This is a genomic window from Providencia sp. PROV141 (assembly GCF_028481645.1).
GTDB lineage: Bacteria > Pseudomonadota > Gammaproteobacteria > Enterobacterales > Enterobacteriaceae > Providencia > Providencia rettgeri.
This window is the reverse complement of record NZ_JAMPPR010000019.1, coordinates 1-12711: the sequence shown is the minus strand read 5'-3', so window position 1 is coordinate 12711 and position 12711 is coordinate 1. Positions and strand designations below refer to the sequence as shown.

The following is a 12711-nucleotide window of genomic DNA, read 5'->3' as shown; positions in this document are numbered from 1 at the left end:
TTAGAGGTGATGTTACATTCCATCTCAACAATTCGTAATTCTGTTTCCAGCTTGATATCGGGATAAATATGAGTAAAAGCACCGCTGAGATCCGTCAAGCGTTTCTCGACTTTTTTCATACAAAAGGTCATCAAGTGGTCTCTAGTAGTTCACTAGTGCCAAATAATGACCCTACACTATTGTTCACAAACGCAGGGATGAACCAGTTCAAAGATGTATTTCTTGGTCTGGATAAAAGAGCATATTCCCGAGCGACAACCGCGCAGCGCTGTGTGCGCGCAGGTGGTAAACATAACGACTTAGAAAATGTGGGCTATACCGCTCGCCACCATACATTTTTTGAAATGTTAGGCAATTTTAGCTTTGGCGATTACTTTAAGCATGACGCTATCCGTTTTGCTTGGGAATTATTGACTAGTGAAGAATGGTTTAACTTACCAAAAGAAAGGCTGTGGGTGACCGTTTACGCAACTGACGATGAAGCCTATGACATTTGGAACAAAGAAATTGGTGTTCCAGTTGAGCGTATTATTCGTATCGGTGATAACAAGGGCGCGCCATATGCGTCAGATAACTTCTGGCAGATGGGTGATACCGGTCCTTGTGGTCCATGTACCGAGATTTTCTATGATCACGGTGACCACATATGGGGTGGACCTCCAGGAAGCCCAGAAGAAGACGGTGATCGCTATATTGAAATTTGGAACTTGGTCTTCATGCAATTTAACCGTCAGTCTGACGGGACAATGGAGCCTCTGCCAAAACCTTCAGTCGATACAGGAATGGGCTTAGAGCGTATTTCTGCAGTATTGCAGCACGTTAATTCAAACTATGAAATTGATATTTTTCGCGATCTCATCGCTGCAGCCGCTAAAGCAACAGGTGCGACGGATTTAGAAAATAAATCATTACGTGTTATTGCTGACCATATTCGTTCTTGTGCATTCCTTGTTAGTGATGGTGTTATTCCATCAAATGAAGGTCGTGGTTATGTTCTGCGCCGCATTATCCGTCGTGCTGTTCGTCATGGTTATATGCTTGGTGCCAAAGATACCTTCTTCTATAAATTAGTCGCGCCACTGATTAACGTCATGGGGTCTGCGGCTGATGAACTTGGACGCCAGCAAGCAATGGTCGAAAAAGTTCTCAAGACCGAAGAAGAGCAATTTGCTCGCACTTTAGAACGTGGTCTTCAGTTATTAGATGAAGAACTTGCCTCACTGAAAGGGGATACTCTGGACGGTGAAGCCGCATTCCGCTTATATGACACCTATGGCTTCCCAATCGATTTAACGGCAGATGTTTGCCGTGAACGCAATATTAAAGTCGACGAAGAAGGTTTTGAGCGAGCGATGGAGGACCAGCGTCGTCGTGCGCGCGAATCCAGTGGTTTTGGTGCAGATTATAACTCTTTAATTAAAGTTGATAAGCGCAGTGAATTCTCCGGTTATCAATATGATGAGCAACAAGCGACTATTACTGCATTATATAAAGATGGCCAGCCTGTAGACAGCTTGAATGCAGGTGAAGAAGGCTTAGTTATACTAGACAAAACAGCATTTTACGCAGAGTCTGGTGGGCAAGTCGGTGATACTGGTTATTTAAATAATGATAGTGTGAGCTTCAAAGTTACTGACACACAAAAATATGGTCAAGCGATTGGGCATATTGGTAAGGTTGAAGCGGGAACACTCGTTGTTAACCATAGAATTACCGCTTTTGTGGATAGTGCTAGACGTGATGCTATACGTTTGAATCACTCAGCAACGCACTTACTGCATGCGGCATTACGCCAAGTATTAGGTGACCATGTTTCTCAAAAGGGGTCATTGGTTAATGATAAATACTTGCGTTTTGACTTCTCCCATTTTGAGGCGATGACACAAGACCAACTACGCCAAGTAGAAGATATTGTGAATGCGCAAATCCGTAAAAATTCAGAAATTGAAACTGAACTGATGGATTTAGAAGGTGCAAAAGCAAAAGGCGCTATGGCATTATTTGGTGAAAAATATGAAGAGCGTGTACGTGTTCTGAGTATGGGTGATTTTTCTATCGAATTATGTGGTGGTACTCATGCGCGTCGTACCGGAGATATTGGTTTGTTCCGTATTCTTAGCGAATCGGGTACCGCTGCAGGTGTTCGTCGTATTGAAGCGACGACGGGTACTACAGCAATTGAAAGTATTCACAATCAATCAGAGCAACTTTCGGCAATTGCACACTTGGTTAAAGGTGATATGAATAGCCTTGTCGAGAAAGTGAAAGCGGCATTAGATAAATCTCGCCAGCTCGAAAAAGAAATTGTGCAACTAAAAGATCAACAAGCATCTCAAGAAAGTGCTTCACTAAGTAGCAAAGCGAAAGACGTGAAAGGCATCAAATTATTAGTGACTCAATTAGGAGATACTGATCCTAAGTTGTTGAGAACTATGGTTGATGACCTTAAAAATCAGTTGAAATCAGCGATTATCGTGCTTTCAACAACAAGTGGTGATAAAGTCAGTATGATTGTTGGGGTGACTAATGATTTAACTGCTAAAGTTAAAGCAGGTGACTTGATTTCCCATATTGCAAGTCAGGTTGGTGGTAAAGGTGGTGGCCGCCCAGACATGGCTCAAGCAGGAGGTACTGACGTTAACTCATTGCCTGCTGCGATGGCGAGTGTCGAAGAATGGGTTGAAGCACGCCTGTAAGCACTTACAAAGTTGCCTCATTAAAAGATGAGGCAACTTTAATCTGTTGCGGCATTGTTAATGTATCGTTTGTAGTGCTATATTTTGCTTGTAAATAATTAGAATGCTTGTATTGATGGCATCAATGCTTTAGGTGAATGTCATTGCTTTACGTTTTCACGGTGTGTGATGGACAATAGCGGGGGATACCTAGAGACCCGACTCTTTTAATATTTCAAGGAGCAAAGAATGCTTATTCTGACTCGTCGAGTTGGTGAAACACTCATGATAGGCGATGAGGTAACAGTTACTGTATTGGGTGTCAAAGGCAACCAAGTTCGTATTGGTGTTAATGCCCCAAAAGAAGTTTCTGTTCACCGTGAAGAAATTTATCAACGGATCCAGGCTGAAAAGACTCAACCAGATAATCAATAATAATGAATAAGCGTCCAATGATTGACCACACAGCAAGAATGGGCGCTTGTCTTACTCGCATTATTTCTAAAAATATCCTTTCGTTTTTATACTTTTCTAGCATCAAACTCACTTTATTACTTAGTCTTCGGTTCTCTTGTACTGAAATTTAGTTTCCTTTTGTTCGAAATATAGGCTAATCAATCCTGTGAGCTCATTTTCATTCATTTGTAGAATAATTTTTTTCCAGTATTTTTGTTTATAAAGTTAGTGTCATAAGGGCTGAAATATATCTTTTTCGGTGTTAAACTAATCATCTTGCTTGTGAAATGTGCAAACAGACACCGGAATGCAAAAAGTTTGGAAAAATTGTTTGACTTCTAAGTCTAGGAAAGTAATATGTGCGCCACACAGCAACGAGATGTTTGAAAAAACAAATCGTGTGTAACTAAAATATGGTGAGGTGGCCGAGAGGCTGAAGGCGCTCCCCTGCTAAGGGAGTATGCGGTCAAAAGCTGCATCGAGGGTTCGAATCCCTCCCTCACCGCCATTTTAGATTATGCATCCGTAGCTCAGCTGGATAGAGTACTCGGCTACGAACCGAGCGGTCGGAGGTTCGAATCCTCCCGGATGCACCATTTTTAACCCTATGAGAACATCTGATGGGGTTTTGTTTTGGTTTTAGCAGCCAAACAAAGCAGTAACTAAGAAGTTGATTTACAGAAGTAGAAGTTGATAAAGAAGTTTGAGAGAGCAGCACATCTTGCATTAAGTATGCATCCGTAGCTCAGCTGGATAGAGTACTCGGCTACGAACCGAGCGGTCGGAGGTTCGAATCCTCCCGGATGCACCATCTCTTAGCTAATAACTTAGCATATCAATAATACCTTTTAATTTAACTCAGAAAAGTTATTGAGAATACATCGATTCAAAATCGAATGAATTTTGCATCCGTAGCTCAGCTGGATAGAGTACTCGGCTACGAACCGAGCGGTCGGAGGTTCGAATCCTCCCGGATGCACCATCATTAAGAAACTCCTCATTTGAGGAGTTTTTTTTTGCCTAAAATTACCATTCATAAAATTAACTAAATCGCATTTTCCATGCATCTTTGATTTATTCCCTCATAAACCACACATCTAGACAGCGACAATTTATGTGATTTAAGCTAAAGTAATTGCCTTAATAAAATAAATTAACATCACAGGCGGGAGGTCGACTTGATCCCGGACGTATCGAAAGCGCTCTCATGGTTAGAGGCGCACCCAGAAACACTAAATGGTATTCAACGTGGTATAGAGCGTGAAACATTGCGTGTAACCCCTACAGGCGCAATTGCAGAGACCTTGCATCCAGAAGGGCTGGGAAAAGCTTTAACACATAAATGGATCACGACAGATTTTGCGGAGTCCCTACTCGAATTTATTACTCCTGTAGATAAAAGCATTAGCCATAATTTGGCTTTTTTGCGGGATTTACACCGCTATACAGCTCGACACCTTCAAGATGAAAGAATGTGGCCGTTGAGTATGCCGTGCTTTATTGAAAGTGAAGATAAAATCACTCTTGCGCAATATGGCTCTTCTAATGTAGGGCAGTTTAAAACGCTGTACCGTGAAGGCCTTAAAAATCGTTATGGCGCTTTGATGCAAACGATAGCAGGGGTGCATTATAACTTCTCTTTGCCGATTGAATTTTGGCAAGCATGGGCAGGCATTGAAGATGAAGAAAGCGGTAAAGAAAAAATTTCTGAAGGCTATTTACGTCTGATTAGAAATTACTACCGCTTTGGTTGGGTTATTCCTTATCTATTCGGTGCATCTCCGGCTATTTGCGGCTCTTTTTTGAAAGATAGGGATACAACGCTATCATTTGATAAAACGGACTGTGGTACGTATTACTTGCCTTATGCGACATCTCTACGCATGAGTGACTTAGGTTATACAAATAAATCACAAAGTGATTTAAATATCACGTTCAATAAACTGGATGAATATGTAGAAAACCTGAAAAAAGCTATCCATAAGCCTTCAGCTGAATTTGAAAAACTGGGTGTCAAAAAAGATGGCAAATATATTCAGCTAAATACGAATGTGCTACAAATTGAAAATGAGCTCTACGCCCCAATACGGCCGAAACGCGTTCCTAAAGGCAATGAATCACCTTCCGATGCATTATTGCGCGGTGGTATTGAGTACATTGAAGTCCGTTCACTTGATATCAATCCATTTAGTGCAATAGGCGTTAATGAAACACAAGCTCGTTTTGTTGATCTATTCTTAATATGGTGCGTACTCGCTGATGCACCTGAAATGAACGCACAAGAATTAGACTGTTGTCGTCAAAACTGGAATCGTGTCATCCTTGAAGGCCGTAAACCCGGTCAAGTTATTGGTTTCGGCTGTGGTAGTGAAGTTAAGCCATTAGTTGAAGTTGGGCAGCAATTATTTAATGACTTGATCCGCGTGGCTGAAGTGTTAGACACTTGTTGTGATGCTAAATATCAAGAAGTTTGTCACCAATTTGTCGCTATGTTTAAAGATCCAACTCTCACATATTCAGCGCTTGTTATGGATGAAATGTTAGAAAAAGGCATTGGTGGCTACGGGTTAGAATTAGCTGAAAAATATTTTGAACAGTTAGTGAATGAACCGTATGAAGTGATAACTGAAGAGCAATTTGAGCAAGCACGATTGGCTTCAATAGAGAAGCAAGCGAAGATGGAACAAAGTGAGAGCGAAAGCTTTGAGGACTATCTACGCATTCATGCAGGACGCTAAAAGAAATGGCCACTCTAGGTGGCCAAATAAAAAATCTCTTAGAGAATTAGGGATGATAACAAATTGCGCGTCTTTCAATAATTCAGACTCTGCATTTTCAAAATAGTTTCATTTATTTTAGAAAATATTTTTTATTTTTGAGGAGGTCACAAAATGCCATTATTAGATAGCTTTACTGTCGATCATACTCGCATGTCAGCGCCTGCTGTACGTGTGGCAAAGACCATGAAAACACCAAGTGGTGATACCATCACGGTTTTTGATTTGCGTTTTACTGTACCAAATGAAGAAGCCATGACAGAAAAAGGGACGCATACTTTAGAGCACCTCTTTGCAGGCTTTATGCGTGACCACCTCAACGGTAACGGTGTTGAAATTATTGATATTTCACCAATGGGGTGCCGCACTGGTTTTTATATGAGCCTTATTGGTCAGCCTGATGAACTGCGTGTTGCTAATGCATGGAAGGCAGCAATGGAAGATGTTTTGCAGGTGAAAGATCAAAACAAAATTCCTGAATTGAATGTCTATCAGTGCGGTACATATAAAATGCACTCACTGGAAGAAGCCCAGCAAATTGCACGTAATGTTCTTGCATCTGAAATTGGTATCAATAAGAACGATGAGTTAGCATTACCTGCAGAGAAACTTGAACAGCTACATGTTTAGTTTTTATCAAATATTCTCTATAAAAAGAGCCAATTAAGGCTCTTTTTATTTTTATAGAAGAATTTAATGGCAAGTTTATAAACAAATCAAAGATCGGGAACTTGAGAACTAAAAGTAAGAGGTGTGATCCTGACCTGCTTAACGATGTTTTCATTCATCGCTAATACTTCGATAAGGTAATGTCCTACCACGATTTGCTCTTCAAGTTGTGGAATATCACCGATGACTTCCAAAACCATGCCATTAACCGTCCTAGGACCATCTACAGGGAGATTCCAATCAAAAGCCTTATTCAGCTCACGAATATTAGCAGAACCATCTACAAGAACGCTCCCATCGCTCTGTGGTAAAACTTCTTCAGCTAAGGATGGCGACATAGAGGTGGTGAAATCACCAACTATCTCTTCTAAGATATCTTCTACAGTGATAAGGCCTTGAATCTCACCATATTCATCAACAATAATCCCGAGTTTTTCTTTATTGTGCTGGAAGTTAACTAACTGAACATTTAACGGTGTACTGTTAGGAATAAAATAAATGTTATCTGCAGCTTTAATGAGGTTTTGCTTATTAAATTCACGTTTTTCCATCATGAGACGGTACGCTTCGCGGACGCGTAGAATGCCAATAGAGTCATCAAGTGAATCGCGATAAAGCACAATACGGCCATGAGGGGAGTGCGTAAGCTGCCGAATAATTGATTTCCAGTCATTATTGACATCAATGCCAACAATCTCATTCCTTGGCAGCATAATATCGCCAACCGTGACTTTGTCTAAGTCTAAAATTGAAATCAGCATGTCTTGATTTCGGCGGCTAATTTTATGCTTTGATTCGTTAACAATGGTGCGTAGCTCTTCCTTATTAACCGCATCAGTCCGTGCGGTTAGTGACTTCACCCCAATGCAACGTAACAGTAGTGCTGAAATAGTATTAAATGCCCAAACAATAGGCATCATAACGACTTGCAATGGTTTTAAGAGATAGCTACTTGGAAATGCAATTTTTTCAGGGTACAGCGCTGCCAGTGTCTTTGGCATAACTTCGGCAAAAATGAGGATCACAAAAGTCAGGATCCCAGTTGCCATTGCTACACCCGCGTTACCGTATAGCCGCATACCGATAATAGTGGCTAATGCGGAAGCAACTATGTTGATTAAGTTGTTACCGATAAGGACTAGGCTTAACAGCTTATCAGGATGTTTAAGGAGTTTCTCAACACGTATCGCTGAGCGATTACCTTGTTTTGCTAAATGTTTTAACCGGTAACGGTTTAGCGTCATCATCCCAGTTTCTGATGCAGAGAAATAGGCTGACATAAAAATTAAAACAATCAATATGATGATTAGCGTACTCGTGGACACATCATCCAAAACAAGTTTCCTTATGTGGTGAAAGTAGTGACTTTATTTGCGTCAAAATACCATAAACTCCTGTATTAGACGGTTGCCAAAAAAAGCCATAGTTAAGATGATTGAGCCGCCAACATGGAAAAATAGGACGCGCTTACCTCGCCATCCTCCATGGAAATGCCCCCAAAGTAGAGTAATATAAACAAACCAAGCGATAACGGATAACACTGATTTATGGATATTTTCTTTATCAAAAATATTATCCATATAAATAAAGCCAGTGCATAAGGTTAGAGTTAGCAAAATGACACCAACTTGAGTGATATGGAACATTTTACGTTCAATCACCATCATCGGTGGCATATCGGGGCTAAATTTTAAGGTCTTATTTTTTAGCTGATGGTCAATTAAAGCCACTTGTAATGCATACAAAGCAGCAATAAGGAGTGTTGCATAGCTCAACAAAGCGAGGCCAATGTGAACAAACAGGGGGACGCGAGCTTCGAGGTGGGTAATAAACTCACCAGGCATTAGCGTTGACAGCATCAAGTTAATGATGGCAAAACTATAGACTATGGGTGTTAAGTACCAAGCCTTTCCCCAGTAAGCGACAACAGTCATAATCACACACATGAGTAAGCTCACTGTTGAGCCTAAATTCAACAGCGTGAGGTTTTGTCCTTCGGCTTCACTGAAAATCAAAAATTTCAATGTAATAGCGTGAGTTACTAACGCAACAACGGCAAGAAAAAGCGCGAGATGGCGGTAAAACGGCTGTTTACGCACTTGGCCGGGGACGATCAGTAACAGACTGACCATGTATGTACAAACTGCTATGACTGCAAATACGGGCATAGTATAGTGTCGTTAATCATTTTTAGTGGAAAGTTATTTCATAGTATAACTTGTACGAGTGCAGGCTCCAACTATTGGACGGGTCAATCGCAATATATTCATTGCTGATAGCACTTCACGCGCCTACGGGTTTGGTTCGTATTATTAAATTCAAGCCATAATAACCTGTATCATCCGTTTCAAACAGGGGGCAGCGAAAAAACTGCGGGTATGTTACAATGGGGCATTATTTTGCCGCGATTATTTTTAGTGTTGGTTTTCCTTCATCGTTGTGAAGGCATTGATGCTTATAATTCAAGTTGTTAGATAACACGCACTTGAAATTATCTGTATTAGCAACCAGATCAGGCTGACATCGGCCCATCAACAGAATTGAGCTAAGACATATGTTTGATAATTTAACTGACAGACTATCGCGCACGTTGCGCAATATCAGTGGGCGTGGGCGTCTAACTGATGAAAATATTAAAGAAACACTACGCGAAGTTCGTATGGCCTTGCTGGAAGCTGATGTTGCTTTACCAGTTGTCCGTGAATTCATTCAAAAAGTTAAAGAAAATGCAGTTGGGCAAGATGTCAATAAAAGTCTAACACCAGGCCAAGAGTTCATCAAAATAGTTCAAAATGAACTGACTCGGGCGATGGGGGACGAAAACCACCAACTTAATTTATCCGCACAACCTCCTGCGGTCGTTTTAATGGCGGGTTTGCAAGGTGCGGGTAAAACAACCAGCGTTGCAAAATTAGGTAAGCTTTTAAAAGAAAAACAAAAGAAAAAAGTATTAGTTGTCTCTGCTGACGTTTATCGCCCCGCAGCGATTAAACAATTAGAGACGTTAGCTGAAAGTGTTGGTATTGATTTTTTCCCTTCGGAAGTACAAGAAAAACCCGCTGCGATTGTTCAAAAAGCATTAAAACATGCACAATTGCAATTCTACGATGTGCTGTTAGTGGATACAGCGGGTCGCTTGCACGTCGATGAAGCGATGATGGAAGAAATCCAAGAAGTTCACCGCATTATTAAGCCAGTTGAAACCTTATTCGTCGTTGATGCGATGACAGGGCAAGATGCGGCAAACACAGCGAAAGCGTTTAATGAAGCCTTGCCACTGACCGGGATTGTGTTGACCAAGGTCGATGGTGATGCGCGAGGTGGTGCGGCACTTTCAATTCGTGCTATTACGGGGAAACCCATTAAGTTCTTAGGTGTTGGTGAAAAAACTGATGCCTTAGAACCATTCCATCCAGAGCGCGTTGCGTCGCGTATTCTTGGAATGGGTGATGTGATTTCTCTGATTGAAGAGATTGAGCATAAAGTTGACCGTGATGAAGCTGAAAAGCTTGCTAAAAAACTTAAAACAGGGGATGGCTTTGATTTAAATGACTTTTTAAGTCAATTAAAGCAAATGCGTAATATGGGCGGTATGGCGAGCATGATGAGTAAAATGCCCGGAATGTCTCAGTTACCAGATGCCGTTAAGTCCCAAATGGATGATAAAATCACCGTTCGTATGGAAGCGATGATTAATTCCATGACACGTAAAGAACGTGAAAAACCTGAAATTATTAAAGGTTCGCGAAAACGTCGTATTGCGGCAGGTTCGGGAACTACCGTGCAAGAAGTTAACCGCCTCTTAAAACAATTTGATGACATGCAACGCATGATGAAGAAAATGAAAAAAGGTGGTCTAGCCAAGATGATGCGCGGCATGAAGGGTATGATGCCTCCGGGTTTTCCGGGGCGTTAAGCAATAAAGCCTCAAAGAAAACGCACTTTTGATTGATTTTTGCGTCAAAGTGAGTAAACTTTTCGGGCTTTTTATATGACAGCCGGACTCTATCCCTCGATGGAGTCTGGTTGTTTTGTTAACTAATGAGGATGTTATGGTAACAATTCGTTTATCTCGTGGCGGCGCTAAAAAACGTCCGTTCTACCAAATCGTTGTAACCGATAGCCGCAATGCGCGTGACGGTCGTTTCATTGAGCGTATCGGTTTCTTCAACCCGATCGCTGCTGGTCAAGCAGAAGAACTGCGTTTAGACCTGGACCGTATTGAGCATTGGGTTGGCTTAGGCGCAACTATTTCTGACCGTGTTGCACAACTGGTCAAACAAGCTAAGAAAGCAGCTTAATCTGTCGCGGTGGTAACAATGAGCAAGCAAACTAAACTACAGCCACCTGAAAACCCAATCGTGTTGGGGAAATTAGGTGCAGCGTACGGTATTCGTGGTTGGCTCAAAGTTTTTTCGTCCACCGAACATGCTGAAAGTATTTTTGAGTATCAGCCTTGGTTTATCCAACGCTCAGGTCAATGGCAACACATTGAAATTGAAGATTGGAAACATCATAACAAGGATATCATCGTCAAGCTGAACGGGGTCGATGACCGCGATGCAGCTGCGCTTTTGACTAACTTTGAGATTGCGGTTGATTCAACCCAACTTCCTGAGTTAGAAAACGAATACTACTGGAAAGACCTGATGGGCTGCCATGTAGTGACGTTACAAGGCTATGACCTTGGTACCATCACTGACATGATGGAGACCGGTTCAAATGATGTACTGGTCATTAAGGCGAATTTAAAAGATGCATTTGGCATCAAGGAGCGGTTGGTTCCGTTTCTTGATGGGCAGGTTATCAAGAAAGTCGATCTCGATGCCAAACTTATTGAAGTGGATTGGGATCCTGGTTTTTAAATCTCCGGTTGAACGGTATTGATAAGTGGGACGAAATGATGTGGATTGGTGTAATTAGCCTGTTTCCCGAAATGTTCCGCGCAATAACCGAGTACGGGGTAACTGGTCGGGCAGTGAAAAATGGCCTGCTAACATTTGAGTGCTGGAATCCGCGGGATTTTACTCACGATAGGCACAAAACTGTTGATGATCGCCCCTATGGTGGTGGTCCAGGCATGCTGATGATGGTGCAACCGCTTAAGGATGCAATCAACGCAGCAAGAACTGAGGCAGGTGTTGGTGCAAAGGTTATTTATCTTTCACCGCAAGGGCGCAAACTCAGTCAAGACGGTGTTTGCGAGCTGGCAACCAATGAGAAATTGATTCTTGTTTGTGGCCGCTATGAAGGTATTGATGAGCGTATCATTCAAACCGAAGTTGACGAAGAATGGTCAATCGGTGATTACGTTCTCAGTGGTGGGGAACTCCCCGCGATGGTGTTGATTGACTCAGTTTCACGGTTTATTCCGGGGGTACTTGGTCATCAAGCCTCTGCTCAAGAAGACTCTTTTGCAGATGGTTTGTTAGATTGTCCACACTATACCCGCCCTGAAGTGTTAGACGGTATGCAGGTTCCGGAAGTTTTACTTTCAGGAAACCACGCTAAAATCGATAGCTGGCGCATGAAACAATCACTTGGCCGTACCTGGCTTAGAAGACCTGAGCTTCTGGAAAGCCTAGCTCTGACTGACGAGCAGAGGATGTTGTTGACTGAATTCCAAGTTGAATATCAGTCCAAGCAACAAATGAATCCAGACAATTAATTGTCTAAACATATCAGTTTACCTAGGGTAAGAGAGTTATTATGAGCAACATTATTAAACAACTTGAACAAGAGCAAATGAAGCAGGACGTACCTTCATTCCGTCAGGGTGACACCGTGGAAGTTAAGGTATGGGTCGTAGAAGGCTCTAAAAAACGTCTGCAGGCATTCGAGGGCGTGGTTATCGCTATTCGTAACCGCGGTCTGCACTCTGCATTCACTGTTCGTAAAATTTCTAACGGCGAAGGTGTTGAGCGTGTATTCCAAACTCACTCACCAGTCGTAGATAGCATTGCTGTTAAACGTCGTGGTGCTGTTCGCAGAGCTAAACTGTACTACCTGCGTGAGCGTTCTGGTAAGGCAGCTCGTATCAAAGAGCGTCTGAACGCCAAGTAATACGCTTTCGCTACATCCGAAAGTTATGTTATGAGAGAGGCCTGCATTTGCGGGCCTTTTTATATTCGTCA

At 42.0% G+C, this 12711-nt stretch carries 11 protein-coding genes and 4 tRNA genes; 13 read left to right on the top strand and 2 right to left on the bottom strand.

The window, feature by feature from the left end; translation table 11 throughout:
- Nucleotides 1-68: 68 nt before the first annotated feature.
- From alaS to luxS, 8 genes are all read left to right on the top strand, one after another.
- Nucleotides 69-2696, top strand: coding sequence for an alanine--tRNA ligase (gene alaS / locus PSF09_RS13675; protein WP_272684012.1), 2628 nt, complete (start codon nt 69-71; stop codon nt 2694-2696).
- A 228-nt stretch (nt 2697-2924) separates the two neighbouring features.
- Nucleotides 2925-3110 (top strand): carbon storage regulator CsrA, encoded by a 186-nt coding sequence (gene csrA, locus PSF09_RS13670; protein WP_004264815.1) that lies wholly within the window; start codon nt 2925-2927, stop codon nt 3108-3110.
- Between the two features lie 436 nt (nt 3111-3546).
- Nucleotides 3547-3639: transfer RNA gene (locus PSF09_RS13665), tRNA-Ser, on the top strand.
- 11 nt (nt 3640-3650) lie between these two features.
- Nucleotides 3651-3727 (top strand) — tRNA-Arg (locus tag PSF09_RS13660).
- A 138-nt stretch (nt 3728-3865) separates the two neighbouring features.
- A tRNA-Arg gene (locus tag PSF09_RS13655) sits at nt 3866-3942 on the top strand.
- A gap of 94 nt (nt 3943-4036) precedes the next feature.
- Nucleotides 4037-4113, top strand: a tRNA-Arg gene (locus PSF09_RS13650).
- A 196-nt stretch (nt 4114-4309) separates the two neighbouring features.
- The gene (gshA, locus tag PSF09_RS13645) at nt 4310-5869 is read left to right on the top strand and encodes a glutamate--cysteine ligase (protein ID WP_210837514.1); all 1560 of its coding nucleotides are present in this window, start codon (nt 4310-4312) and stop codon (nt 5867-5869) included.
- Nucleotides 5870-6022: 153 nt separating this feature from the next.
- The gene (gene luxS, locus PSF09_RS13640; protein ID WP_004914042.1) at nt 6023-6538 is read left to right on the top strand and encodes an S-ribosylhomocysteine lyase; all 516 of its coding nucleotides are present in this window, start codon (nt 6023-6025) and stop codon (nt 6536-6538) included.
- Nucleotides 6539-6624: 86 nt separating this feature from the next.
- On the opposite strand, the gene PSF09_RS13635 is transcribed toward luxS, so the two are convergent.
- Nucleotides 6625-7911: a CNNM domain-containing protein gene (locus PSF09_RS13635; RefSeq protein WP_272684011.1), complete on the bottom strand. Its 1287-nt coding sequence runs from the start codon at nt 7909-7911 to the stop codon at nt 6625-6627.
- A gap of 42 nt (nt 7912-7953) precedes the next feature.
- A complete protein-coding gene (locus PSF09_RS13630) occupies nt 7954-8745 on the bottom strand; it encodes a cytochrome C assembly family protein (protein WP_004264820.1) in 792 nt (263 codons plus the stop codon).
- Between the two features lie 386 nt (nt 8746-9131).
- Between PSF09_RS13630 and ffh the strand changes: the two genes are divergently transcribed.
- The 5 genes from ffh (at nt 9132) to rplS (ending at nt 12640) form a co-directional block, all read left to right on the top strand.
- The gene (gene ffh / locus PSF09_RS13625) at nt 9132-10493 is read left to right on the top strand and encodes a signal recognition particle protein (protein ID WP_210837520.1); all 1362 of its coding nucleotides are present in this window, start codon (nt 9132-9134) and stop codon (nt 10491-10493) included.
- Between the two features lie 136 nt (nt 10494-10629).
- Nucleotides 10630-10878 (top strand): 30S ribosomal protein S16, encoded by a 249-nt coding sequence (rpsP, locus tag PSF09_RS13620; RefSeq protein WP_004914031.1) that lies wholly within the window; start codon nt 10630-10632, stop codon nt 10876-10878.
- 18 nt (nt 10879-10896) lie between these two features.
- Nucleotides 10897-11442, top strand: coding sequence for a ribosome maturation factor RimM (gene rimM / locus PSF09_RS13615; protein WP_047757188.1), 546 nt, complete (start codon nt 10897-10899; stop codon nt 11440-11442).
- A 38-nt stretch (nt 11443-11480) separates the two neighbouring features.
- Nucleotides 11481-12245, top strand: coding sequence for a tRNA (guanosine(37)-N1)-methyltransferase TrmD (trmD, locus tag PSF09_RS13610; protein ID WP_198641904.1), 765 nt, complete (start codon nt 11481-11483; stop codon nt 12243-12245).
- Nucleotides 12246-12286: 41 nt separating this feature from the next.
- A complete protein-coding gene (gene rplS, locus PSF09_RS13605) occupies nt 12287-12640 on the top strand; it encodes a 50S ribosomal protein L19 (protein WP_004914006.1) in 354 nt (117 codons plus the stop codon).
- Nucleotides 12641-12711 lie beyond the last annotated feature (71 nt).